The organism is Pseudomonas anuradhapurensis, assembly GCF_014269225.2.
Classification (GTDB): domain Bacteria; phylum Pseudomonadota; class Gammaproteobacteria; order Pseudomonadales; family Pseudomonadaceae; genus Aquipseudomonas; species Aquipseudomonas anuradhapurensis.
Genome location: NZ_CP077097.1, coordinates 1,662,422 through 1,687,749 on the forward strand (window position 1 = coordinate 1,662,422; position 25,328 = coordinate 1,687,749).

At 63.6% G+C, this 25,328-nt stretch carries 20 protein-coding genes and 7 tRNA genes; 21 read left to right on the top strand and 6 right to left on the bottom strand.

Annotated features, from left to right (window positions below; genetic code table 11):
• The first annotated feature begins 37 nt into the window (after positions 1–37).
• The 3 genes from HU763_RS07755 to HU763_RS07765 all read left to right on the top strand — a co-directional run bounded on the left by HU763_RS07755 (position 38) and on the right by HU763_RS07765 (position 2,255).
• Complete coding sequence (locus HU763_RS07755; RefSeq protein WP_186689126.1) at positions 38–1,006, top strand: GTP 3',8-cyclase MoaA; 969 nt, start codon at positions 38–40, stop codon at positions 1,004–1,006.
• A 66-nt stretch (positions 1,007–1,072) separates the two neighbouring features.
• The gene (locus tag HU763_RS07760) at positions 1,073–1,678 is read left to right on the top strand and encodes a DUF4823 domain-containing protein (protein ID WP_170028926.1); all 606 of its coding nucleotides are present in this window, start codon (positions 1,073–1,075) and stop codon (positions 1,676–1,678) included.
• 10 nt (positions 1,679–1,688) lie between these two features.
• Positions 1,689–2,255, top strand: a complete 567-nt coding sequence (locus tag HU763_RS07765) for a DUF1285 domain-containing protein (RefSeq protein ID WP_186689131.1) — start codon at positions 1,689–1,691, stop codon at positions 2,253–2,255.
• Positions 2,256–2,350: 95 nt separating this feature from the next.
• Here the strand turns inward: HU763_RS07765 and HU763_RS07770 are convergent.
• Positions 2,351–2,426, bottom strand: a tRNA-Asn gene (locus HU763_RS07770).
• 64 nt (positions 2,427–2,490) lie between these two features.
• Complete coding sequence (locus HU763_RS07775) at positions 2,491–3,687, bottom strand: amino acid aminotransferase (protein WP_186689133.1); 1,197 nt, start codon at positions 3,685–3,687, stop codon at positions 2,491–2,493.
• A 287-nt stretch (positions 3,688–3,974) separates the two neighbouring features.
• On the opposite strand from HU763_RS07775, the gene uvrB reads away from it, so the two are divergent.
• Positions 3,975–5,990, top strand: a complete 2,016-nt coding sequence (uvrB, locus tag HU763_RS07780) for an excinuclease ABC subunit UvrB (RefSeq protein WP_186689135.1) — start codon at positions 3,975–3,977, stop codon at positions 5,988–5,990.
• Positions 5,991–6,144: 154 nt separating this feature from the next.
• On the opposite strand, the gene HU763_RS07785 is transcribed toward uvrB, so the two are convergent.
• Both HU763_RS07785 and HU763_RS07790 read right to left on the bottom strand, forming a co-directional pair.
• Positions 6,145–7,695, bottom strand: a complete 1,551-nt coding sequence (locus HU763_RS07785) for an MDR family MFS transporter (RefSeq protein ID WP_170028930.1) — start codon at positions 7,693–7,695, stop codon at positions 6,145–6,147.
• Complete coding sequence (locus HU763_RS07790; protein WP_186687241.1) at positions 7,685–8,740, bottom strand: HlyD family secretion protein; 1,056 nt, start codon at positions 8,738–8,740, stop codon at positions 7,685–7,687. The genes HU763_RS07785 and HU763_RS07790 overlap by 11 nt, the downstream gene beginning before the upstream one ends.
• 143 nt (positions 8,741–8,883) lie before the next feature.
• Between HU763_RS07790 and gltX the strand changes: the two genes are divergently transcribed.
• From gltX to HU763_RS07850, 12 genes are all read left to right on the top strand, one after another.
• Positions 8,884–10,365, top strand: coding sequence for a glutamate--tRNA ligase (gene gltX / locus HU763_RS07795; protein WP_170028932.1), 1,482 nt, complete (start codon positions 8,884–8,886; stop codon positions 10,363–10,365).
• A 334-nt stretch (positions 10,366–10,699) separates the two neighbouring features.
• A tRNA-Ala gene (locus tag HU763_RS07800) sits at positions 10,700–10,775 on the top strand.
• Between the two features lie 72 nt (positions 10,776–10,847).
• Positions 10,848–10,923, top strand: a tRNA-Glu gene (locus HU763_RS07805).
• A 53-nt stretch (positions 10,924–10,976) separates the two neighbouring features.
• A tRNA-Ala gene (locus HU763_RS07810) sits at positions 10,977–11,052 on the top strand.
• 43 nt (positions 11,053–11,095) lie between these two features.
• Positions 11,096–11,171 (top strand) — tRNA-Glu (locus tag HU763_RS07815).
• A 61-nt stretch (positions 11,172–11,232) separates the two neighbouring features.
• Positions 11,233–11,308: transfer RNA gene (locus HU763_RS07820), tRNA-Ala, on the top strand.
• A gap of 42 nt (positions 11,309–11,350) precedes the next feature.
• Positions 11,351–11,426: transfer RNA gene (locus HU763_RS07825), tRNA-Glu, on the top strand.
• A gap of 165 nt (positions 11,427–11,591) precedes the next feature.
• Entirely contained in the window at positions 11,592–12,131 is a 540-nt protein-coding gene (locus tag HU763_RS07830; protein ID WP_186687244.1) for a TetR/AcrR family transcriptional regulator, read from the top strand.
• Positions 12,132–12,144: 13 nt separating this feature from the next.
• Entirely contained in the window at positions 12,145–13,026 is an 882-nt protein-coding gene (locus HU763_RS07835) for an alpha/beta hydrolase (RefSeq protein ID WP_186687246.1), read from the top strand.
• Positions 13,027–13,165: 139 nt separating this feature from the next.
• A complete protein-coding gene (locus HU763_RS07840) occupies positions 13,166–13,600 on the top strand; it encodes an acyl-CoA thioesterase (RefSeq protein WP_170028935.1) in 435 nt (144 codons plus the stop codon).
• Positions 13,601–13,652: 52 nt separating this feature from the next.
• Positions 13,653–14,624, top strand: coding sequence for a tRNA dihydrouridine synthase (locus tag HU763_RS07845; protein ID WP_170028936.1), 972 nt, complete (start codon positions 13,653–13,655; stop codon positions 14,622–14,624).
• A 166-nt stretch (positions 14,625–14,790) separates the two neighbouring features.
• Positions 14,791–15,234 (top strand): Hsp20 family protein, encoded by a 444-nt coding sequence (locus HU763_RS07850; RefSeq protein ID WP_186687248.1) that lies wholly within the window; start codon positions 14,791–14,793, stop codon positions 15,232–15,234.
• Between the two features lie 202 nt (positions 15,235–15,436).
• On the opposite strand, the gene HU763_RS07855 is transcribed toward HU763_RS07850, so the two are convergent.
• Both HU763_RS07855 and HU763_RS07860 read right to left on the bottom strand, forming a co-directional pair.
• A complete protein-coding gene (locus HU763_RS07855) occupies positions 15,437–18,739 on the bottom strand; it encodes a PAS domain S-box protein (protein ID WP_186687250.1) in 3,303 nt (1,100 codons plus the stop codon).
• A 62-nt stretch (positions 18,740–18,801) separates the two neighbouring features.
• A complete protein-coding gene (locus tag HU763_RS07860) occupies positions 18,802–19,680 on the bottom strand; it encodes a LysR family transcriptional regulator (RefSeq protein ID WP_186687252.1) in 879 nt (292 codons plus the stop codon).
• A gap of 130 nt (positions 19,681–19,810) precedes the next feature.
• Between HU763_RS07860 and leuC the strand changes: the two genes are divergently transcribed.
• The 5 genes from leuC (at position 19,811) to asd (ending at position 25,095) form a co-directional block, all read left to right on the top strand.
• A complete protein-coding gene (gene leuC / locus HU763_RS07865; RefSeq protein WP_186687254.1) occupies positions 19,811–21,244 on the top strand; it encodes a 3-isopropylmalate dehydratase large subunit in 1,434 nt (477 codons plus the stop codon).
• A complete protein-coding gene (gene leuD, locus HU763_RS07870; protein WP_186687257.1) occupies positions 21,241–21,885 on the top strand; it encodes a 3-isopropylmalate dehydratase small subunit in 645 nt (214 codons plus the stop codon). Before leuC ends, leuD begins: the two co-directional genes overlap by 4 nt.
• A gap of 132 nt (positions 21,886–22,017) precedes the next feature.
• Entirely contained in the window at positions 22,018–22,782 is a 765-nt protein-coding gene (locus HU763_RS07875) for a class I SAM-dependent methyltransferase (protein WP_186687261.1), read from the top strand.
• Between the two features lie 54 nt (positions 22,783–22,836).
• On the top strand, positions 22,837–23,919 hold the full coding sequence (gene leuB, locus HU763_RS07880) for a 3-isopropylmalate dehydrogenase (protein ID WP_170028942.1): 1,083 nt from the start codon (positions 22,837–22,839) through the stop codon (positions 23,917–23,919).
• A 63-nt stretch (positions 23,920–23,982) separates the two neighbouring features.
• On the top strand, positions 23,983–25,095 hold the full coding sequence (gene asd, locus HU763_RS07885) for an aspartate-semialdehyde dehydrogenase (protein ID WP_023660790.1): 1,113 nt from the start codon (positions 23,983–23,985) through the stop codon (positions 25,093–25,095).
• The last annotated feature ends 233 nt before the right edge of the window (positions 25,096–25,328 follow it).

A 25,328-nucleotide genomic window follows, 5' to 3' on the forward strand; every position in this document is an offset into this window, starting at 1 on the left:
GGTTTTGTCAGCCCCATCACCCATGCCGGAGTCATTCATGATCGTCGATCGTCAAGGCAGGCGTTTTCGCAACCTGCGCGTCAGCCTGACGGCTGCCTGCAACTACGCCTGCACCTATTGCGTTGCCGATGGCAAGCGCCTGGTGGCAGCGCAGGACGAGTTGTCGGCAGACGCACTGGCTCGCGGCGTGGCCTACCTGATCGAGGCGGCCGGTATCGAACGCTTGCGCATCACTGGCGGCGAGCCACTGGTCAGCCCACGGCTGGAGGGCTTCCTGGCCGCGGTGGCCAGGCTCGACCTCGACGATGTCTCGCTGACCACCAATGGCCAGCTGCTGGCGCGCAAGTTGCCCCAGCTGCAGGCGGCGGGTATTCGCCGCCTGAACATTTCCCTCGATACGCTGGACCCGCTGGCTTTCCGCCGCATCGCCCGCGGAGGTGACCTGGCGAGCGTGCTGGCGGGCATGGAGCAGGCCAGCGCGCTGGGCATGCAGATCAAGGTGAACATGGTGCCGATGCGCGGGCAAAACCTCGACCAGGTATTGCCGCTGCTGGACTACTGCCTTGCGCGCGGTTTCGAACTGCGTTTCATCGAACTCATGCGCATGGGGCACCTGGCCCGCGACCATAACGCGTTCCTGCAGCAGTTCGTCGGCCTCGACCAGTTGCTGGCACTGATCGCTGATCGGCATGCCATTGCCAAGGTCGATGCGCCGCCAGGTGCCACCGCCTTGCGTTATCAGGTCCCCGGCAAAGGCCACTTCGGCGTGATCGCCAATGAAAGCGAACCGTTCTGCCGCAGCTGCTCGCGGCTGCGCCTGTCCTCTACCGGCTGGCTGCATGGCTGCCTGTCGTCGGGTAATCGCCACTACATCGCTGACTTGCTGGAGAAGCCGCGCCATCAGGCGCTCCCAGCCTTGCAGCGGTTGCTGGTCAAGGCCCTTGCAGACAAGCAGGAGCTGGCGTTTTCCGGCGATGTGATGGTGATGAAGGTGATCGGTGGTTGAAGCTGGCGCAAAAGCTGCATCCGCCGGCTATTCGCCGGTTTTTCGTCGCCGGCCACTGGAGGAAAGATGCGTAGCCTGGTCTTGCTGCTGGCGCTGATGGCGCTTGGCGGTTGTATGAATGTCAGCGATATGGGCGAGGGCGTCCGTTATCACATGAGCGATGCCGGTCTGCTGGACCACAGCGATACCCGTCGCACCCTGTCGATCCGCCTGCAGCCCGACTCGTTCATCTTCATTGGCCAGGGTGCGTTCGTGCCGCCGGGCAAGGGGCCGGTGCCACGGCAGAATGTGGTCGCCGAGCAGGCGTTCAAGAGTTTCGTCGAATACTTCCCGCTGGTACGCCGGGCCCAGGGCCCGCTGGGCCTCGAAGAGGCCATCGCCCAGGCGCGTTCGGTGGGGGCCGATTATGTGCTGTACACCCGCTTTGCGCGTACCGATGACCGCATCGGCAATGGCGACGAATGGTACGACGAACAGGCCGTCGACCGCCTGGGCTGGGACACTGGCGTGGTGCAGATGATGCTGATCGAGACCAACACCCGCTACCTGATCGACACCGCGCGGATCAAGAGCCGTGGCGGTTTGTTGACGTTCCACGACAATACTCCGGAAGATTTGCTTGCGGCGCCGATGCGCGAGTACGCTCGTAGCCTCCTGGGCATGAGTGAATGAGGCAAGCGCGATGAGCGATTCCGGCAAGGCCAATGATCTGCTGGCGCAGCTTCCCAAGGCCAAGGCCAAGGGCCTGCCGCCGGTGCATCTATGGAACCCGGACTTCTGTGGTGACATCGACATGCGCATCGCCCGCGATGGCACCTGGTACTACCTGGGCAGCCCCATCGGACGCAAGCCGATGGTGCGGCTGTTTTCCACCATCATCCGCCGTGACGGCGATGACTACTTCCTGGTTACTCCGGTGGAAAAGGTGGGTATCCGCGTTGATGATGCGCCGTTCGTGGCCGTGGCGCTGGATGTGCAGGGGCAGGGTGAGCAGCAGGTGCTGCGCTTCACCAGCAATGTCGAGGACCAGGTGGAGGCCGGGCCTGCCAACCCGCTGCGGGTGGTGACCGACCCGGTGACCCAGGAGCCGTCGCCGTATGTACTGATGCGCAGCAACCTCGAGGCGCTGGTTCATCGCAACGTGTTCTACCAACTGGTGGAGCTGGCGGTACCGCGCGACATTGCAGGCGAGCAATGGCTGGGGGTGTGGAGCCACGGTGAGTTCTACCCGATCGGGCGCAACTGCTGAAGGTTTTGGCGGGTGTCGGCCTTCTCGTCCTGAGCATGACCCGGCGTAACGAAAAAGCCCCCGGTGCTTGCGCACCCGGGGGCTTTTTCAGTGTTTGGCTCCGCGACCTGGACTCGAACCAGGGACCCAATGATTAACAGTCATTTGCTCTACCGACTGAGCTATCGCGGAATCTGCGCACATCTTACTGATTGCCCGGGGGAAGTCAAGCCACCCCCCCAGGCAAATCAAGCAGTTACAGCACTTCGACGATGGCCTTGGTGACCACGTGGATGTTGCTCTGGTTCAGGGCGGCCACCGCGATGCGGCCAGTGTCCAGGGCGTAGATGCCGAAGTCGTTCTTCAGGCGGGCGACCTGGTCAACGGTCAGGCCCGAGTAGGAGAACATGCCGACCTGACGACCAACGAAGCTGAAGTCGCGCTTGGCGCCGTACTGGGCCAGCAGCTCGACCATCTGCTTGCGCATGCCGTGGATGCGCTCGCGCATTTCGGCCAGTTCGGTTTCCCACATCTGGCGCAGTTCGGAACTGTTCAGCACGGTGGCAACGATGGTCGCGCCGTGGGTCGGCGGGTTGGAGTAGGTGGTGCGGATCACGCGCTTGACCTGCGACAGCACGCGGGTGCTCTCGTCCTTGGAAGCAGTGACGATCGACAGCGCGCCGACGCGCTCGCCATACAGCGAGAACGACTTGGAGAACGAGCTGGAGACGAAGAACTCCAGGCCCGATTCGGCGAACAGGCGCACGGCGAAGGCGTCTTCGGCGATACCGTCACCGAAGCCCTGGTAGGCCATGTCGAGGAACGGCACGTGGCCCTTGGCCTTGACCACTTCCAGCACGTTCTTCCAGTCGTCCAGGTTGAGGTCGACACCGGTCGGGTTGTGGCAGCAGGCGTGCAGTACCACGATCGAGCCGGACGGCAGGTTGTTCAGGTCTTCCAGCATGCCGGCGCGGTTGACATCGTTGGTCGGTGCGTCGTAGTAGCGGTAGTTCTGCACCGGGAAGCCGGCCGATTCGAACAGGGCACGGTGGTTTTCCCAGCTCGGGTCGCTGATGGCGACCACGGCGTTCGGCGAGATGCGCTTGAGGAAGTCGGCACCAATCTTCAGTGCGCCGGTACCGCCGACGGCCTGTACGGTGACCACGCGGCCTGCGGCCAGCAGCGGCGACTCGGCGCCGAACAGCAGCTTTTGTACAGCCTGGTCGTAGGAGGCGATGCCGTCGATCGGCAGGTAGCCGCGCGAGGCGTGCTGGGCAGCACGCTGGGTCTCGGCTTCGATCACGGCGCGCAGCAGCGGAATGCGGCCTTCCTCATTGCAGTAAACGCCTACGCCCAGGTTGACCTTGTCGGTACGTGGGTCGGCGTTGAATGCTTCGTTGAGGCCCAGAATAGGGTCGCGGGGTGCCAGCTCGACAGCGGAAAACAGGCTCATTGTTACCTTGGCTCTGATTGGAGTGTGATAGGACGTACACGCTCCAGCCGAATGCACTGAAGCGGTGCACAAACGGGGTGTCAGTATAGTGATACCGACCGGTCACCGCGACACTATGGCGCAGCTTTTCCAGTGATTTGCGCAAATATTTTTCGACCATTGGTCCAATTACCCGGTCCACCGTAACAAGCGCTCACAGCTATGCCTTGAAAGCGCCCCCCGGCGAACGCATTTGGGTATAGACTACTGGCTAAATTTACAGTTGCTGAAACACCGCGAGGTCCGTCATGTCCGAGTTCCAGCTCGTCACCCGTTTCCAGCCGGCCGGCGACCAGCCCGAGGCCATCCGCCAGATGGTCGAAGGCATCGAGGCGGGGCTGTCGCACCAGACGCTGCTCGGGGTGACCGGCTCGGGCAAGACCTTCAGCATTGCCAACGTCATCCAGCAGGTGCAGCGGCCGACCTTGGTACTGGCACCGAACAAGACGTTGGCCGCGCAGTTGTACGGTGAATTCAAGGCGTTCTTCCCCAACAACGCGGTGGAGTACTTCGTTTCCTACTACGATTACTACCAACCCGAAGCCTACGTGCCGTCCTCGGACACCTTCATCGAGAAGGACGCGTCGATCAACGACCATATCGAGCAGATGCGCCTGTCGGCAACCAAGGCGCTGCTGGAGCGGCGCGATGCGATCATTGTCACCACGGTATCGTGCATCTACGGCCTGGGCAGCCCCGAGACCTACCTGAAGATGGTCCTGCACGTCGATCGCGGCGACAAGCTCGACCAGCGTGCGCTGCTGCGACGCCTGGCCGACCTGCAGTACACCCGCAACGAGATGGACTTCGCCCGCGCCACCTTCCGTGTGCGTGGCGATGTGGTCGACATCTTCCCGGCCGAATCGGACCTCGAGGCCATCCGCATCGAACTGTTCGATGACGAGGTGGAGAACATCGCCGCGTTCGACCCGCTGACCGGCGAGGTCTTCCGCAAGCTGCCGCGGTTCACCTTCTACCCCAAGAGCCACTACGTGACCCCGCGGGAAACCCTGCTGGAAGCGGTCGAGGGCATCAAGGAAGAGCTCAAGGACCGCCTGGAATACCTGCAGAAAGCCAACAAGCTGGTGGAGGCGCAGCGCCTGGAGCAGCGCACCCGCTTTGACCTGGAGATGATCCTGGAGCTGGGCTACTGCAACGGCATCGAGAACTACTCGCGCTACCTGTCCGGGCGCCCGGCCGGGGCGCCGCCGCCGACCTTGTATGACTACCTGCCGGCTGATGCCCTGCTGGTGATCGACGAATCCCACGTCAGCGTTCCGCAGGTAGGCGCCATGTACAAGGGCGACCGTTCGCGCAAGGAAACCCTGGTCGAATACGGTTTCCGCCTGCCTTCGGCCCTGGACAACCGACCCATGCGTTTCGACGAGTGGGAGGCGGTCAGCCCGCAGACCATTTTCGTGTCGGCGACACCGGGCAGCTACGAGGCCGAGCACGCCGGGCGCGTGGTGGAACAGGTGGTGCGCCCGACCGGCCTGGTCGACCCGCAGGTGGAAGTGCGCCCGGCGCTGACCCAGGTCGACGACCTGCTGTCGGAAATCCGCAAGCGTGTGGCACAGGGCGAGCGGGTGCTGGCGACCACGCTGACCAAGCGCATGGCCGAAGACCTTACCGACTACCTGGCCGACCACGACGTGCGGGTGCGTTACCTGCACTCGGACATCGACACCGTCGAGCGGGTGGAGATCATCCGCGACCTGCGCCTGGGGACTTTCGATGTGCTGGTAGGCATCAACCTGTTGCGCGAAGGCCTGGACATGCCCGAAGTGTCGTTGGTAGCGATCCTCGATGCCGACAAGGAAGGCTTCCTGCGTTCCGAGCGTTCGCTGATCCAGACCATCGGTCGCGCGGCGCGCAACCTCAATGGCCGGGCCATCCTGTACGCCGACCAGATTACCGGTTCGATGCAGCGGGCCATCGACGAAACCGAGCGGCGCCGCGAGAAGCAGATTGCCTTCAACCAGGCTCATGGCATTGTGCCCAAGGGCGTGGTCAAGGACATCACCGACATCATGGAAGGGGCCACCGTGCCAGGCGCGCGCAGCAAGAAGCGCAAGGGCATGGCCAAGGCGGCGGAGGAGAGCGCCCGTTACGAGGCCGAGCTGCGTACGCCAGGCGAGATCACCAAGCGCATCAAGCAGCTGGAAGAGAAGATGATGCAGTTCGCCCGCGACCTGGAATTCGAGGCCGCGGCGCAGTTGCGCGACGAGATTGCCCAGTTGCGGGAGCGGTTGATTACCAGCTGAAGCCAGGCGCGGCCCTTTGTAGGAGCGGCCTTGTGTCGCGATGGGCTGCGCAGCGGCCCCAGGATATTCCATGCGGCACAAATCCTGGGGCCGCTACGCAGCCCATCGCGACACAAGGCCGCTCCTACAGGGGGGGCGTCGATCTGCAGCGGCCTTAATGGGCCTCCCCAGCCTTCAACCCCTCAGGCAGCTTGCGGGTCATCAACACCGCCACCATGCTCACCGCCAAGCCGATCCCGACAAAGTGGAAGGCATCGTTGTAGGCCATGATCAATGCCTGCTGATGGGTAATCTCGCTCAATTTCCCCAGCGCGGCATTGTCATTCCCCAGCCGCTCCGCCAGTTGCGCCAGGCGCTCCGCCACCTGTGGGTTGCCCGGCACCAGCGCCTCCCTCAAATAATCGAAATACACCTTGGTCCGCGCATCCAGCAGCGTGGCCAGCAGCGCAATGCCGATCGCCCCGCCCAGGTTGCGCAGGATATTGAACAGGCTCGATGCCGAGCCGGCATCCTGCGGCTGGATATACGCCGTGGCGATCAGCGAGATGGTCACCATGATCATCGGCTGGCCAATGGCACGGATGATCTGGATATGGTTGAACTGCGGCCCGGCGAAATCCGGGTTGAGCACCCCCGAGCCGAAACTCGCGGCGCCGAACAGGCAGAAGCCCAAAGCGCATAACAACTTGGGCGACACCACTTTCATCAATTGCGGCACCAGCGGGATGAGAAACAGCTGCGGGATGCCCATCCACATGATCACCTCGCCGATTTGCAGGGCGTTGTAGCCTTGCACCTGCGCCAGGTACAGCGGCAACAGGTAGATCGAGCCATACAGGCCCACGCCCATGCCCAGGCTGGCGATGCTCGACAGGCCGAAGTTGCGGTTGCCCAGGATGCGCAGGTTGATCAGTGGCTGTGGTCTGGAAAACTGCAGGATGACAAAGGTGATCAGGCTGACCAGGGCGATGCTGCCGAGGCCGACGATCAGCTGCGACTCCAGCCAGTCCTTGCGGTGGCCTTCCTCCAGAAACACCTGCAGGCAACCCAGGCCCAGGCCCAAGGTGACGATGCCGGCGTAGTCGGTGCTTTTCAGCAGCTCCCAGTGCGCGTCCTTCTTCTCCAGCCCGTACAGCAGGCCGGCGATCATCACCAGGCCTGGCGGGATGTTGATGTAGAAGATGTATTCCCAGCCCCAGTTCTCGGTCAGCCAGCCACCCAGGGTGGGGCCGATGGAGGGGGCGAAGGTGGCGGTCATGGCGAACATGGCCATGCCCTTGGCGCGGTGGTGCTCGGGCAGCTTGATCAGGGTCAGGGTGAAGGCCAGCGGGATCAATGCGCCGCCGGTAAAGCCCTGCAGGGCACGGAACAGGATCATGCTCTCCAGGTTCCAGGCCATCGAACACAGCAGCGACGACAGCAGGAAGCCGCCGGACACCCACACCGCCAGGCGCCGCGCCGACAGCAGTTGCACCAGCCAGGCGGTGAGCGGAATCATGATGATTTCCGCTACCAGGTACGAGGTGGAAATCCACGAGCCTTCCTCCAGCGTCGCCGACAAGGCGCCCTGGATGTCCTTCAACGACGAGTTGGTGATCTGGATGTCCAGCACCGCCATGAACGCACCGAGCATCACGCTCATTACCGCGATCCAGTCGCGCCGGGTCGGCTCCGCAGAGGGCCTGAGCAACACGTCAGCGGCCATTTTGGCCTTCGTCTTCGCTGCGCAGGTCGACGGTGGCGGTCACCGACATGCCTGGGCGGATGCGCCCGTGCAGCGGGTTGTCGGCACGGAAGGTCAGCTTGACCGGGATGCGCTGCACCACCTTGGTGAAGTTGCCGGTGGCATTGTCGGGTGGTAGCAGGCTGAACTGCGCACCAGAGGCGGCGAACAGGCTGTCGACCCGGCCTTCGATCGGTGTATCGGGGTAGCTGTCGAAGACCAGTTCGGCGCGCTGCCCTGGCTGCATGCGGCCGATCTGGGTTTCCTTGAAGTTGGCCTGCACCCAGATGTCTTCGTCCGGCACGATCGACAGCAGGTAGGCACCGGCCTGTACCACCTGGCCATCACGTGCGCTGCGCTGACCAATGGTGCCACTGATCGGCGCACGGATTTCGCAGCGGGTCAGGTTCAGTTCGGCCTGGGCCAGGTCGGCGCGGGCGTTGGCGATTTGCGCGTCGAGGCGCTTGAGTTCGGCGCTCAGTGCGTTGACCTGCTGGCGCTGGCTTTGCAGGTCGGCGCGGGCCTTGTCGACCTGCGAGCCGGCGACATGGCTGTCGGCCGACAACGTGGTGACCCGTTCTTCCGAGACAAAACCCGGCTTGCGCAGCTTCTCGGCGCGGCTCAGGTCCAGGCGCGAGCGGTCGAAGGTGGCCTGGTTGGCTGCCACCTGGGCCTGCCCGGCGGCAATCAGGCTGGCCTGCTGGGTGAGGCGGCTTTCTGCCTGCGCATGCTCGGCTTCGCGGGTGGCCAGGGCGGCGCGGGCGCGTTGCACGGCCAGCTCGAAGTCGGCGGCTTCCAGGCGCACCAGCAGGTCGCCTTTGTTCACATGCTGGTTGTCCGCAACCGCGACGGCATCGATACGCGCGCCCAACTGGCTGGAAACGCGCGTGATTTCGCCCTGCACGTAAGCGTTGTCGGTGCTTTCGTAGAAGCGCCCCTTGAAGTACCAATGGCCGAGGAAGGCGAGGGCGATGATCGTCACCAGGGTGAAGAAGACCAGCAGGCGACGTTTGAGTTGGGCAGGCATGAGCACTATCGTTCCAGAAATGTAAATAAATTTAACAGCGGCATGGGGCGTATCGACAAGTGTCGTTCGCGCCATTGCTGGAGCCCGGTGCCTGCCTCCTGCTAACATCCCGCCTTTGTTTCATCTTTCGTTCGAGACCCTCCATGACCACCGTACGCACGCGTATCGCGCCATCGCCGACCGGCGACCCCCATGTCGGCACTGCCTACATCGCCCTGTTCAACTACTGCTTTGCCAAGCAGCACGGCGGTGAGTTCATCCTGCGCATCGAAGACACCGACCAGCTGCGTTCCACGCGCGAGTCGGAACAGCAGATCTTCGATGCCCTGCGCTGGCTCGGTATTGAATGGAACGAAGGCCCGGACGTCGGCGGCCCGCACGGCCCGTATCGGCAGAGCGAGCGTGGCGAGATCTACGCCAAGTATGCCAAGCAGCTGGTGGACGCCGGCCATGCCTTCTATTGCTTCTGCACCGCCGAAGAGCTGGAGCAGATGCGTGCCGAGCAGCAAGCCCGTGGCGAAACCCCGCGCTACGATGGCCGGGCGCTGTTGCTGAGTGCCGAGGAAGTGCAGCGCCGCCTGGACGCTGGCGAGCCGCACGTGATCCGCATGAAGGTGCCGAGCGAAGGCGTATGCGTGGTCCCGGACATGCTGCGTGGCGATGTCGAGATCCCGTGGGACCGCATGGACATGCAGGTGCTGATGAAGAACGACGGCCTGCCGACGTACTTCCTGGCCAACGTGGTCGACGACCATCTGATGGGCATCACCCACGTGCTGCGCGGCGAAGAGTGGCTGCCATCGGCGCCCAAGCTGATCAAGCTGTACGAATACTTCGGTTGGGAACAGCCCAAGCTGTGCTACATGCCGCTGCTGCGTAACCCGGACAAGTCCAAGCTGTCCAAGCGCAAGAACCCGACCTCGGTGACCTTCTACGAGCGCATGGGCTTCATGCCCGAGGCGATGCTCAACTACCTGGGCCGCATGGGCTGGTCGATGCCGGACGAGCGGGAGAAGTTCTCGCTGGCCGAGATGGTCGAGCATTTCGACCTGTCGCGTATTTCGCTGGGCGGCCCGATCTTCGACATCGAGAAGCTGTCCTGGCTGAACGGTCAGTGGCTGCGCGAGTTGCCGGTCGAAGAGTTCGCCGCGCGCCTGCAGAAGTGGGCGTTCAACAGCGACTACATGATGAAGATTGCCCCGCACGTGCAGGGCCGGGTGGAGACCTTCAGCCAGGTTGCTCCGCTGGGCGGGTTCTTCTTCGAAGGTGCGCTGAAGCTCGATGCCAAGCTGTTCGAAAGCAAGAAGCTGTCCGCCGACCAGGTGCGCCAGGTGATCCAGCTGATCCTGTGGAAGCTCGAAAGCCTGCGCCAATGGGAAAAGGAGCGCATCACCGGTTGCATCCAGGCGGTGGTCGAGGCGCTGGAGCTGAAGCTGCGTGACGCCATGCCGCTGATGTTCGCCGCCATCACTGGCCAGGCCAGCTCGGTGTCGGTGCTCGATGCCATGGAAATCCTTGGCCCCGACCTGACCCGCTACCGCCTGCGCCAGGCCCTGGACCTGCTGGGTGGCGTGTCGAAGAAAGAAAACAAGGAATGGGAAAAGCTGCTGGCGTCCATCGCCTGATAGCGCTCCAAAGGCCTTGGCTGAGCCCGGTAGGAGCGGCCTTGTGTCGCGAAAGGAGCGCAACGCGGTCCCGCGATTTCAGCTTTAACGCAAAAATTGCCGGGGCCGCTTTGCGGCCCTTTGGCGACACAAGATCGCTCCTACAAGCGCGCGGCGCTTAGATTTACCAAGGCAGGGCGGTAAGTGATTGTTATCTGTGAAAATTTTTTTGAATATTTTGAAAAATTAGTTTGACAGCCCTGCAATCCGATCTTAATATGCGCCCCGTCCACAGCGATGAACGAAAACGAAACGCCAGGCACCCAGCCAGTGCTTCGGTTCAGAGCGACATTGTGGGGCTATAGCTCAGCTGGGAGAGCGCCTGCATGGCATGCAGGAGGTCAGCGGTTCGATCCCGCTTAGCTCCACCAAATTCCGCTTGGCAGCCAAGGCTGTCAAGCAAGACCGGGTCCAGCAACCGGGTCTTGCAGGTAAGAAGGTTCGTCCCCTTCGTCTAGTGGCCTAGGACACCGCCCTTTCACGGCGGTAACAGGGGTTCGAGTCCCCTAGGGGACGCCAGTTTTGCACAAGCGATGTTTCAGGATGTCGCTGGGCCGAGAGGCTAGAAATCCGGGGCTATAGCTCAGCTGGGAGAGCGCCTGCATGGCATGCAGGAGGTCAGCGGTTCGATCCCGCTTAGCTCCACCAAATTTTGCCGCGGTTCGCGCAAGCGGATCGGCACGAAGGTTACGTCCCCTTCGTCTAGTGGCCTAGGACACCGCCCTTTCACGGCGGTAACAGGGGTTCGAGTCCCCTAGGGGACGCCACTTTTCCTGCGTTTTGCAGGGCTTAAAAAGGCTCGTCGATTATTGATGAGCCTTTTGTTTCGGGGCTATAGCTCAGCTGGGAGAGCGCCTGCATGGCATGCAGGAGGTCAGCGGTTCGATCCCGCTTAGCTCCACCATTTCTGCCAGGGTTCACATACGTGGATCTTCGCGAAGGTTACGTCCCCTTCGTCTAGTGGCCTAGGACACCGCCCTTTCACGGCGGTAACAGGGGTTCGAGTCCCCTAGGGGACGCCACATTTACCCGCGTATTGCGGGACCTTAAAGGCTCATTCGCTTATTGAATGGGCCTTTTGTTTTTTCTCCCAAAAAAACTTGCCGACAGAAGGCTGCAGAATTCGCTTGCGGGAAAATATGATGGGGATAATATTTCGATCATCATATTTTATCGGCGAGTGCCTGATGAGCGACAAGAAGAGCAAAACCCGCGAGCGCATTCTCGAAGCGGCATGCACGGCGTTGATCCAGCATGGCCCGGCCGAGCCTAGCGTCAGCCAGGTGATGGGGGCGGCAGGCCTGACCGTGGGCGGTTTCTATGCCCATTTCGACAGCAAGGACGAAATGATGCTCGAGGCGTTCCGCCAACTGTTGGGCGAGCGCCGAGCCTTGCTGGCCCAGGTCGATCCCAGCCTCGATGGCGCTGAGCGGCGGGCATTGGTCAGCGCCTTCTACCTGTCGCGCAAGCACCGCGATGCCGAGGTGCATGCCTGCCCACTGCCCAATTCGCTGGGTGAAATGCAGCGCCTGCCAGAGGCTTTCCGCGAGGTGCTGGCCGAGCACATCGAGTTGATGACGGCCGCCATGGTCGACCGCCCCGAGGAAGCCGACAAGGCCCTGGCCGACCTGGCCCTGATGATCGGCGGCCTGGCCCTGGCCCGGGCCTTGGGCACCAGCGAGCTGTCTGACCGCATTCTACGCGCCGCCAAATCGGCGGTGCTCTGACAGGAGCATGGCGATGACGACCCTGAGCTGGATTCGTGGTGTCAACGGCACCCTGGGCCGCCTGGCCCCGGAGCATGTTGCGGGCAAGATGCGCCGTGCGTTCATGACCCCGCGCAACCTGCCACCGCGGGAATGGGAACTGCCGGTACTGGCCAGCGCCGAGCGCATCACCTTGCGCTTCGGTTTGTCTGCGTTGCGATGGGGCAAAGGGCCGACTGTGCTGTTGATGCACGGTTGGGAGGGGCGGCCGACCCAGTTTGCCGCCTTGATCGAGACCCTGGTCGAGGCCGGGCATACCGTGGTGGCGCTGGAGGGGCCGGGGCATGGTCGGTCGCCAGGCGAGCAGGCGCACGTGGTGCTGTTTGCCCGAGCCTTGCTGGAGGCTGCCGCCGAGTTGCCGCCGCTGCGCGCGGTGATTGGCCATTCCATGGGCGGTGCCAGTGTGTTGCTGGCGCTGCAGATGGGCCTGCGTGCGGAAGCAGCAGTGAGCATCGCTGCACCGGCGCAACTGCTGGGCGTGCTGCGTGGTTTCGCCCATCGCCTGGGCCTGCCGGCACGTGCGCGGGCCGCATTCATCCGCCAGGTGGCGCGGGATGTGGGCATGAAGATTGCGCGGCTCGATGTCAGTGGTTACCAGCTGGAGTTGCCGGGGTTGGTGGTGCATGCCGCCGATGATGAGCTGGTGCCTGTTACTGAAGCCCAGGTCATTCACAAGGCCTGGTTCGACAGCCGGCTGCTGCGGCTGGAGGAGGGCGGGCACCAGCGCGTGCTGGCCGACCCGCGCCTGGGTGAAGCGGTGCTGGAGCTGCTGGCCCGGGCTGGTGCGGTCCCTGTAGGAGCGGCCTTGCGTCGCGATGGGCTGCGCAGCAGCCCCGGCAATCTGTGCTGGGACTGAGATTTTCGGGCCGCTATGCGCCCCATCGCGACACAAGGCCGCTCCTACAAGGGCGCGTAGCCCCGCAGGCAAGCGCCGAAGGGCTGGACTTTGCCCCGCAGGTCACTGCTAAATCCACTTTTGCGCCAAGGAAGCGAACATGAGCTGGGACCTGGCAACACCTTTCGTCATCGACCTGCGCGTGGCTAACGAGGACATCGATGGCCTCGGCCACGCCAACAATGCCGTCTACGTCACCTGGCTGGAGCGCTGCGCCTGGCGCCACTCGCAGCGCCTGGGCCTGGACCTGGCCGAATACCGCCGGCTGGACCGGGCCATGGCCGTGGTGCGCCACGAAATCGACTACCTGGCTGCAGCCTATGAGGACGACGAGCTGCAACTGGCCACCTGGATCATCGACTGGGACCAACGCCTGCGCATGACCCGGCGCTTCCAGCTCAAGCGCCCGCGTGACGGCGTGACCCTGCTGCGCGCCCAGACCACCTTCGCCTGCATCGAGCTGTCCAGCGGCAAGCCCAGGCGCATGCCGGCGGAATTTCTCGATGGTTACGGCCCGGCGCTGATCGGCGCCTGAAACAGCGGCAATTTTTGCTAGACTGCCGGCTTTTTCCCGCCGAGACCCCGACATGCAAATTGCCCTGGCCCCCATGGAGGGGCTGGTCGACAACATCCTGCGCGACGTGCTGACCCGCGTTGGCGGTATCGACTGGTGCGTCACCGAGTTTATTCGCGTATGTGACCGCCTGCTGCCGCCTGCCTCGTTCGACAAGCTGGCGCCCGAGTTGCGCAACGGCGCGCGGACTGCCGCCGGGGTGCCGATGCGTGTGCAATTGCTGGGTTCCGACCCGGTGTGCCTGGCCGAAAACGCCGCGCTGGCCTGCGCGCTGGGGGCGCCGGTGATCGACCTGAACTTCGGTTGCCCGGCCAAGACCGTGAACAAGTCGCGTGGTGGTGCAGTACTGCTCAAGGAGCCGGAGCTGCTGCACGCCATCGTGCGCGAGGTGCGCCGCGCCGTGCCGGCGGATATTCCGGTGACGGCGAAAATGCGCCTGGGCTTCGACAGCCCCGATGGCGCGCTGGACTGTGCCACCGCCCTGGCCGAGGGCGGTTCGGCGCACCTGGTGGTGCATGCGCGGACCAAGGTCGAGGGCTACAAGCCGCCGGCCCACTGGGAGTGGGTGGCGCGGGTGCAGGATGTGGTCAAGGTGCCGGTGTTCGCCAATGGCGAGATCTGGACCGTGGACGACTGGCAGCGTTGTCGCGAAGTCAGTGGTGCCGAAGACATCATGCTGGGCCGCGGGCTGGTTTCGCGCCCGGACCTGGGCCTGCAGATTGCCGCAGCGCGAGATGGGCGGGAGTATTTGCCAATGACCTGGGCCGACCTGCTGCCGTTGTTGCGTGAATTCTGGCGCCAGGCCCAGGCCAAGCTGTCGCCGCGTTATGCGCCGGGGCGAATGAAGCAGTGGTTGGCGATGCTGACCCGCAGTTACCCGGAGGCGGTGGTGCTGTTCGCCGAATTGCGCCGGGAAGATGACTGCGCGCGGATCAGTCGCTTGCTGGGGGTTGAAGCGCAACCCTTGACGGCATGTGTTGCCTGATCAGGCGCTTTCACCGGCGTGCCTGCGAAAAGGGGGGCGCACCGGTTCAAGATTTTTTTGCTGGCCCCTCTTGAAAGCCTTTCCCTCGACCCTATCTCTTGAGTACGCGATGCCGAAGTCGGGTCGCGTAGTGAATTTACTTGCTGAATCTCAGGAGTTTATGACCATGAACACTGCTTTTTCTCTCGCTCCACTGTTCCGCCATTCCGTAGGTTTCGACCGTTTCAACGACCTGTTCGAATCTGCGGCACGTAACGAGGCCGGTAGCAGCTACCCGCCCTACAACGTGGAAAAGCATGGCGATGACCACTACCGCATCGTGGTAGCCGCAGCCGGCTTCCAGGAGCAGGACCTCGACCTGCAGGTCGAGAAAGGTGTCCTGACCGTATCCGGTGGCAAGCGCGACAACGGCACTGAAGAAGTGACCTACCTGCACCAGGGTATCGCCCAGCGCGCCTTCAAGCTGTCCTTCCGCCTGGCCGACCATATCGAAGTCAAGGCTGCCGGCCTGGCCAATGGCCTGCTCAGCATCGACCTGCTGCGCATCGTGCCTGAAGAAGCCAAGGCCAAGCGCATCCCGATCAATGGTGACAAGCCAGCGCTGAACTGATCGCGGCGATGTGAAGAAGGGCACCCCAGGGGTGCCCTTTTTTGTGCCCGCTGTACTGGCCCTGGCGCGCTACCTTTTGTAGGAGCGGCCTTGTGTCGCGATAGGGCGCGAAGCGGCCCCAAGACCCAGTCGTCGCAACAATAGCCAGGGCTGCGGCGCTGCCCATCGCGACACCAGGCCACTCCTGCAGGGAGCGTGACTGTCAGCTCCCGGAATTCGCCGGCGCCTCCAGCAGCATCTGCCGAAACTCCGACAAAGGTAGCGGCCGGCTGTGCAGGTACCCCTGGTACAAGTGGCACCCCAGCCGTTCCAGAAACTCCAGCTGTTCGGTCAGTTCCACGCCTTCGGCAATCACCGCCAGGCCCAGGCTGCGGGCCATGGCGACGATGGCGCGGACGATCTCGGCGTCGTTGGGGTCCATCGGCGCATCGCGCACGAAGGTCTGGTCGATTTTCAGTGCGTCTATCGGCAGGCGCTTCAGATAGGTCAGCGAGGAGTAGCCGGTGCCAAAGTCATCCATCGCAAAACTCACCCCGTGGCGCTTCAGCTCCCGCATCTTGCTGATGGTGTCTTCGAGGTTCTGGATGACGATGCCTTCGGTAATCTCCAGCTTCAGCATCTGCCGTGGCAAACGATAGTCGTCCAGGCTGCGCAGCACCCGCCCGACGAAATCGTTCTGGCGGAACTGCCGCGGGCTGATGTTCACGCACAGGCTGAAGCTGTCGGCCTCGACCAGCCCGTCGGCCAGCATGCTGGCGCAGGCGTCGCAGGCTTCGTCGAGAATCCAGCTGCCAACCTCCAGGATCAGGCCGCTTTCTTCCAGCACCTGGATGAATTGTGCCGGCGGTTGCTGGCCCAGTTGCGGGTGGTGCCAGCGCAGCAATACCTCGGCGCCGACGATGCGGTTGTCACGCGCGTCCACCTGCGGCTGGAAGTGCAACGCCAGTTCGCCACGGGCCAGGGCCAGGCGCAGGTCGTTTTCCATGCGCAGGCGCTCGCTGGCGGCCTTCTGCATGGTGGTATGGAACAGCTGGGTGGTGTTGCGCCCGGAGTCCTTGGCCCGGTACAAGGCGATATCGGCGCGCTTGAGCAGGTCGGCTGGCGTGGCGCCATGGTCGGGGATCAGTGCGACACCGATGCTCGGCGTCACCTGCAGGCGCTGGCCATCCAGCGACATTGGCTCGGCCAGCAGTTCGCGCAGGTTGTCGGCCAGTTCACGGACTTTTGCTTCGACCATGTCGCGGCTGCCTTCCAGGCCGCTCAGCAATACCACGAACTCGTCGCCGCCCAGGCGCGCCACGGTGTCTTCCAGGCGCACGCTGGCTTCCAGGCGCGCAGTGACGATTTTCAGCACCGTGTCGCCCACCGGGTGGCCGAGCGAGTCGTTGATGTGCTTGAAATGGTCGAGGTCGAGGAACAGCAGGGCGCCGCGCAGGTTATGGCGCTTGAGCAGGGCGATCTGCTGGCTCAGGCGGTCCATCAGCAGGGCGCGGTTGGGCAGGTTGGTCAATGGATCGTGATAGGCCAGGTGGCGGATTTGCGCTTGGGCATTCTTCAGCTGGCTGACATCGCGAGCATTCAGCAGCAGGCAGTCGACTTCGTTCAGGGTAATGGGTTCGACCGATACCTCCACGGTGAGGATATCGCCACGCTTGTTGCGCCCGAGCATCTCGCGGTGGTGCACCCGGCCACGCTCGCGTAATTCGGCCAGCAGGGCGCTTCGCTGCTTGTCGTCGGCCCAGATGCCCACCTCGTACACCGTGCGGCCGACCACTTCGGCGGCGCTGTAGCCGGTCAGGCGGCAGAAACCGTCGTTGATTTCCAGGTAGCGGCCACTGTAGCGCTCGGTGATGGTGATGGCGTCGGGGCTGGAGTGGAAGGCTTTGGCGAACTTCTCCTCGCTGGACTTGAGCGCCGCCTCGGCGCGCTGCTGCTGGGTGATGTCGCGCAGGGTGGTGACGCTGCAGGGCTGGCCGTCGACGGTGATCAGGCGGCTGGAAATCACGCAGGTCAGCGGTGCACCATTGCGGTGGTTGACCACCACCGCGACGTTGCTCAGGGCCTGTTCGCGGATCACCCGCTCGATGCGTTGCGCGCGCTCGAAGGTCTCGGCCCACAGGCCGATTTCCTCGGCCGTGCGGCCAATGACCTGGTCGGTGCTCCAGCCAAAGGTCTGGGTGAACGCCGGGTTGATCTCGATGAACTGGCCGGTGTCCTGGCGGTTGACGCAGATCGGGTCGGGGCTGACCTGGAACAGGCTGGCGAATTTCTCCTCCGAAGCGCTCAGGCGTTGTTCACGTTCCACCTGGTCGGTGATGTCGAGCAAGGTGCCGGCCATGCGCAACGGGTTGCCCTGCTCGTCGCGGTACAGCCGGGCGCGGCTTTCGATATAGCGCGAGACGCCGTTTTCCAGCTGTACCTGGTAGGTGATCTGGTAGTTGCCGGCAGGGCCTTCGCGCAGGCTGCGGTAGGTCTGGCGCATCGCGTTGCGCTCTTGCTCCGGCACCCCTTCGAAGAATGCGTCGAACGATTCGTGAAAGGGGATCGGCGGCAGGCCATGCAGCTGCGCGGCGCGGGCCGAGCCGTAGAGCATGCCACTGGGTATATGCCAATCCCAGGTGCCCAGCTGTGCCGAGTCCAGGGCCAGGTCCAGGCGCTCCTGGCTTTCCTTCAGCGCCTGTTCGGCGCGCTTGCGTTCGGTGGTGTCCATGAAGGTGCTGAGGAGGAAGGTCACGCCTTCCAGCTCTATGCCCTGGGTGCTGAGTATGCCGTCATGCACCTTGCCGCTGATGGCGCGGAACTGGACTTCCAGGTTCAACGGGCCGTTGCTGGTGCGAGTCGATTCCAGCAATTGGTGGCGCTGTTCGGGGTTGACCCACAGGCCCAGTTCCAGGCTGGTCTTGCCGATCACCTGGCTGCCGGGCCAGCCGAACATGTTTTCGAAGTGCTGGTTGACTTCGAAAATCATGCCGTCGTGGCGGCGGGTCAGCAGAATGGCGTTGGGGCTGAGGTGGAACAGGGTGGCGAAGCGCTTTTCCGAGTTGATCAGCGCGGTTTCCCGTTCGCGTTGGCGGGTGATCTCGCGGATGACCCCGATCATCTGCGGCCGGCCGTGCTGGTCATGGGTCAGGCTGCCGTTGATCTCCAGCCAGTGCAGGCTGCCGTCTGGCCAGCGGATGCGGTGGCGCATGGCTTTTTCCGCCGGCTCGCCGTTGACCACGGCCTGGAACAGCTGGCGGGTGCGGGCGCGGTCTTCTTCTGGCAGCAAATCGAGATAGTCTATATCGCTGGGTAGTGGCTTGTGCGGGTCGAAGCCGAACAGCGCCTGGGTACCGCGCGACCAGCTCACCCGGCCGGTCTGTATGTCCCATAGCCAGGCGCCCAGGCGCGCTCCGTTGAGCGCTGCCAGCAATTGCGGGGCGTTCTGCCAGGCCTGTTCCGACTCCTGTGGATCGGCCGCAGGGATGCGCGGCAGGCGCGGAAAGCGGTTCGCTGATTTGGGCATCGGTACCAGACCTTTGGCGTATGACGCGTCCTTTGGAGGTGGAAAACCGGGCTGACAGCCAGTCAGGCGGGCCCCGCGTGGCTGTCGAGCAGGGCCATGAATGCCCTGGCGGCGTTCGATAGCGTGCGCTCCGTGTGCAAAATGTAGCCTAGCTGGCGCGACAGCTGTATGCCCGGCAAACTGATGCGTGCAACCTGTTCATCGAGCATGGTGCGCGGCAGCACGCTCCAGGCCAAACCGATCGAGACCATCATCTTGATGGTTTCCAGGTAATTGGTGCTCATGGCGATATTGGGAGTCAGGCCCTGGCTTTCGAACAGGCGCTGCACGATATGGTGGGTGAACGTATTGCCGCCCGGGAATACTGCCGGGTGGCGCGCGACGTCGGCCAGGCTCACCGCATGGTTGGCGGCCAGTGGGTGTTCAGGGGCGGCGACGAAATCCAGGGCGTCGTCCCACACCGGCACGGCCTTGACCAGGTGGTGCGGTTCGGGTGCCAGGGTGATTACGGCAATCTCGGCGCGGCCATGCAGGATTTCGTCGTAGGCCTGTTCCGAATCCATGAACTGGATATCCAGCGCCACGGCTGGGTATTGGCGCGTGAAGGCCCGCAACAGCGGCGGCAGGCGGTGCAGGCCGATATGGTGGCTGGTGGCCAGGGTCAGGCGGCCGCTCACTGCGCCGGTGAGGTTGGTCAACGCTCGGCGGGTGTCGTCCAGGACATTGAGGATCTGGTAGGCGCGCGGCAGCAAGGCGCGGCCAGCCTCGGTCAGGGTGACCTCGCGGCCCAGCCGGTCGAACAGGCGCACCTCCAGTTGCTGCTCCAGCCCGGCGATGCGCTTGCTGACCGCTGGCTGGGTCAGGAACAGGCGTTCGGCTGCCCCGGAAAAGCTTCCAGTTTCGGCGATGGCGATGAAGGCGCTGAGGTTGGCCAGGTCCATGGTTTGAATTCCTGTTGGTTATCCAAAGCATAAAAATTATGAATTTGAGTTATTCAATCTAAACCCCTAGCATCGACCGCACAAGCCAAGGGGTCTTTGGCATAGAAAGACGCTGATGAGGAACAGTCTGATGGCTGGCAAAACGCTCTACGACAAACTCTGGGAAGCCCATGAGGTCAAGCGCCGCGATGACGGCTCGTCCTTGATCTACATCGACCGCCACATCATCCACGAAGTGACGTCGCCCCAGGCCTTCGAAGGCCTGCGCCTGGCCAACCGCAAGCCTTGGCGCATCGACGCCAACATCGCCACGCCGGATCACAACGTGCCGACCACGCCCGAGCGCAAGGGGGGGATCGAGGCCATCGTCGACCAGGTGTCGCGCCTGCAGGTACAGACCCTCGACGAAAACTGTGACGAATACGGCATCGTCGAATTCAAGATGAACGACGAGCGCCAGGGCATCGTCCACGTCATCAGCCCGGAGCAGGGTGCCACCTTGCCGGGCATGACCGTGGTCTGCGGCGATTCGCACACCTCCACCCATGGCGCTTTCGGCGCCTTGGCCCACGGTATCGGTACTTCCGAAGTCGAGCACGTGCTGGCGACCCAGTGCCTGGTCGCCAAGAAGATGAAGAACATGCTGGTGCGCGTGGAAGGCCAGTTGCCTGCCGGCGTTACCGCCAAGGACATCGTCCTGGCGGTGATCGGCAAGATCGGCACCGCCGGTGGTAACGGCCACGCCATGGAATTTGCCGGCAGCGCCATCCGCGAACTGTCGATGGAAGGCCGCATGACCATTTGCAACATGTCCATCGAGGCCGGTGCCCGCGTAGGCCTGGTAGCGGTGGACGACACAACCGTTGCCTATGTCGAAGGCCGCCCGTACGCGCCCAAGGGTGAGCAGTGGAAACAGGCGGTCGCAGCCTGGAAAGGCCTGGTTTCCGACGCTGACGCGGTGTTCGACACCGTGGTCGAGCTCGACGCTGCGCAAATCAAGCCGCAGGTCAGCTGGGGCACTTCGCCGGAGATGGTCCTGGCCGTCGACCAGCGCGTGCCGGACCCAGCTGCCGAGCCGGACCTGATCAAGCGTGGTTCGATCGAGCGTGCCCTCAAATACATGGGCCTGGCCGCCAACCAGGCGATCACCGACATCAAGCTCGACCGCGTGTTCATCGGCTCGTGCACCAACTCGCGCATCGAAGACCTGCGCGCCGCGGCCGCGATCGCCAAGGGCCGCAAGGTCGCTGCCAACGTCAAGCAGGCGCTGGTGGTGCCGGGCTCGGGCCTGGTCAAGGCCCAGGCCGAACGCGAAGGCCTGGACAAGATCTTCCTCGAAGCCGGTTTCGAATGGCGTGAACCAGGCTGCTCGATGTGCCTGGCGATGAACCCGGACCGCCTGGAGAGCGGCGAGCACTGCGCGTCCACCTCCAACCGCAACTTCGAAGGCCGTCAGGGCGCCGGTGGCCGTACCCACCTGGTCAGCCCGGCCATGGCCGCCGCCGCCGCGGTGACCGGCCACTTCATCGATGTCCGCGAGTTGATCCAAGGGAGCGCAGCATGAAAGCCTTTACCCAGCACACTGGCCTCGTCGCCCCGTTGGACCGTGCCAACGTCGACACCGACCAGATCATCCCCAAGCAGTTCCTGAAGTCGATCAAGCGCACCGGCTTCGGCCCCAACCTGTTCGACGAGTGGCGTTACCTGGATGTGGGCCAGCCCTACCAGGACAACAGCAAGCGCCCGTTGAACAAAGAGTTCGTGCTCAACCACGAACGTTACCAGGGTGCCAGCGTATTGCTGGCGCGGGAGAACTTCGGTTGCGGCTCGAGCCGTGAGCACGCGCCGTGGGCGCTGGACGAGTACGGCTTCCGCAGCGTGATCGCGCCGAGCTTTGCCGACATCTTCTTCAATAACAGCTTCAAGAACGGCTTGCTGCCGATCATCCTCAGTGATGAGGAAGTCGACGAGCTGTTCAAGCAGGTCGAAGCCAACCAGGGCTACCAGCTGGTCATCGACCTGCAGGCGCAGGCCGTGACCCGCCCGGATGGCAAGGTGCTGCACTTCGAGATCGACGCGTTCCGCAAGCACTGCCTGCTCAACGGCCTGGACGATATCGGCCTGACCTTGCAGGACAGCGATGCGATCAAGGCCTTCGAAAGCAAGCATCGCGCAGCGCAGCCTTGGCTGTTCCGTGATGCCTGATTGTTTGTAGGTGGCAGTACCGGCCTCTTCGCGGGCACGCCCGCTCCCACAGAGAGCAGCGCTGTACCTGTGGGAGCGGGCGTGCCCGCGAAAGGGCCGGTACAGGCAGCGAGAAACCAAAAGGATCGAGACATGACCAGCACCACCCACACCGATGTGGTCCAACGCCAGTTCGGCGAACAGGCCAGCGCCTACCTCAGCAGCGCCGTACACGCCCAGGGCAGCGAATTCGCCCTGCTGCAGGCCGCGCTGGCGGGGCAGGGCCATGCCCGCGTGCTGGACCTGGGCTGCGGTGCCGGCCATGTCAGCTTCCACGTCGCCCCGCTGGTTGCCGAAGTGGTCGCCTACGACCTCTCGCAAGCCATGCTCGACGTGGTCGCCAGTGCCGCTGCCGAGCGCGGCCTGGCCAATATCACCACCGAACGCGGCGCCGCCGAACGCCTGCCGTTCGCCGACGCCTCGTTCGACTTCGTCTTCAGCCGCTACTCGGCCCACCACTGGAGCGACCTGGGCCTGGCCCTGCGCGAAGTGCGCCGGGTGCTCAAGCCGGGCGGCGTGGCGGCCTTCATCGACGTCATGTCGCCCGGTAGCCCGTTGCTCGATACCTACCTGCAAACGGTGGAAGTGCTGCGCGACACCAGCCACGTACGCGACTACTCCGCCGCCGAATGGCAGCGCCAGGTCAGCGAGGCCGGCCTGCACGTGCGCAGCCACACCCGCCAGCCGCTGCGCCTGGAGTTCGGCAGCTGGGTCGAGCGCATGCGCACCCCCGAGCCGATGCGCGTGGCCATCCGCCAGTTGCAGCAAGCCATGGGCGCAGAAGTACGGCAGTATTACCAGATCGAGGCCGATGGTTCGTTCAGCACGGATGTGCTGGTGTTGTGGGCCGAGCGTTAAGAACTTTTCGGTGTGGCCCGCTTGGCCGCACCGCGTGAATGGATAGAGGAAAGCATGAGCAAGCAGATTCTGATTCTCCCAGGTGACGGTATCGGCCCGGAAATCATGGCCGAGGCGGTCAAGGTGCTGGAGCTGGCCAACGACAAGTTCCAGCTCGGTTTCAGCCTGGCCCACGACGTCATCGGTGGCGCCGCCATCGACAAGCACGGCGTGCCACTGGCCGACGAGACCCTGGAGCGTGCGCGCAAGGCCGATGCCGTGCTGCTGGGCGCCGTAGGCGGGCCGAAGTGGGACAAGATCGAGCGTGACATCCGCCCGGAGCGCGGCCTGCTGAAGATCCGTTCGCAACTGGGCCTGTTCGCCAACCTGCGCCCGGCCATCCTCTATCCGCAACTGGCCGATGCCTCGTCGCTCAAGCCGGAAATCGTCTCCGGCCTGGACATCCTCATCGTCCGTGAGCTGACTGGCGGCATCTACTTCGGTGCGCCGCGTGGCCAGCGCGAGCTACAAGGCGGCGAGCGCCAGGCCTACGACACCCTGCCGTACAGCGAAAGCGAAGTGCGCCGCATTGCCCGGGTCGGCTTCGACATGGCCCGTGTGCGCGGCAAGAAGCTGTGCTCGGTGGACAAGGCCAACGTCCTGGCGTCCAGCCAGCTGTGGCGCGAAGTGGTCGAGGACGTGGCCAAGGACTACCCGGACGTGGAACTGAGCCACATGTACGTCGACAATGCTGCCATGCAGCTGGTGCGAGCACCCAAGCAGTTCGACGTGATGGTGACCGACAACATGTTCGGTGACATTCTGTCGGATGAAGCTTCCATGCTGACCGGTTCCATCGGCATGCTGCCTTCGGCGTCGCTGGATGCCGACAACAAGGGCATGTACGAACCTTGCCACGGCTCGGCGCCAGACATCGCCGGCCTGGGTATCGCCAACCCGTTGGCGACCATCCTCTCGGTGTCGATGATGCTGCGCTACAGCTTCAATCAGGTGGCTGCCGCCGAAGCGATCGAGAAGGCCGTGAGCGTGGTTCTGGACCAGGGCCTGCGCACCGGCGACATTTTCTCGGAAGGCTGCCGCAAGGTGGGTACGCAGGAAATGGGCGACGCAGTAGTCGCAGCGCTGCGGAATCTGTAATCTCTCTGGCCCGCCACCCCAAATTCCCGGTGGCGGCCCACTTTTAGCAAAGGTGTAGTTGCGATGAAACGTGTAGGTCTGATCGGTTGGCGCGGTATGGTCGGTTCCGTGCTCATGCAGCGGATGCTGGAGGAGCAGGATTTCGACCTTATCGAGCCGGTGTTCTTCACCACCTCCAACGTCGGTGGCCAAGGCCCGAACGTGGGCAAGGATACTGCTCCACTCAAGGACGCTTATTCGATCGAAGAACTCAAGACCCTCGACGTGATCCTGACCTGCCAGGGCGGCGACTACACCAACGAGGTCTTCCCCAAGCTGCGTGAAGCCGGCTGGCAGGGCTACTGGATCGATGCCGCTTCGTCCCTGCGCATGCAGGATGACGCGGTGATCATCCTCGACCCGGTCAACCGCAAGGTCATCGACCAGCAACTGGACGCGGGCACCAAGAACTACATCGGCGGCAACTGCACCGTCAGCCTGATGCTGATGGGCCTGGGTGGCCTGTTCGAAGCCGGCCTGGTCGAGTGGATGAGCGCCATGACCTACCAGGCGGCCTCGGGTGCTGGCGCGCAGAACATGCGTGAGCTGATCAAGCAGATGGGCGCTACCCACGCCGCGGTGGCCGATGACCTGGCCAACCCGGCCAGCGCCATCCTCGACATCGACCGCAAGGTTGCCGAAACCATGCGTAGCGAAGCGTTCCCGACCGAGAACTTCGGTGTGCCGCTGGCTGGTAGCCTGATCCCGTGGATCGACAAGGAGCTGCCGAACGGCCAGAGCCGCGAAGAGTGGAAGGCCCAGGCCGAGACCAACAAGATCCTCGGGCGCTTCAAGAGCCCGATCCCGGTGGACGGCATCTGCGTGCGCATCGGCGCCATGCGTTGCCATAGCCAGGCGCTGACCATCAAGCTGAACAAGGATGTGCCGCTCGCCGACATCGAAGGCATGATCAGCCAGCACAACCCTTGGGTGAAACTGGTGCCGAACCAGCGGGAGATCAGCATGCAGGAGCTGACCCCGACCAAGGTGACCGGGACCTTGAATATTCCGGTTGGCCGCTTGCGCAAGCTGAACATGGGGTCGCAGTACCTCGGTGCGTTCACCGTCGGTGACCAGCTGCTGTGGGGCGCGGCCGAACCGCTGCGTCGCATGCTGCGGATCCTGCTGGAGCGTTGATCGTTCTGGTGTGACCGAAAACCCGTGCTGGCGACAGTGCGGGTTTTTTTTTGCAGCTGATTGTGGGGTGGGTAGGGCGGCAAGTGTATGGCGCGACATGGTTGGCGCCTGTGAGATCGAGCGCCGCCCGCGCGGCTCATCGCGAGCTGCGCTCGCTCCTACGTTTATTTCGGGCCAGTAACGCCTGTGGCAGGCGCGCGCGACCGCCTGGTTGGTACGACGCGATGGCACGC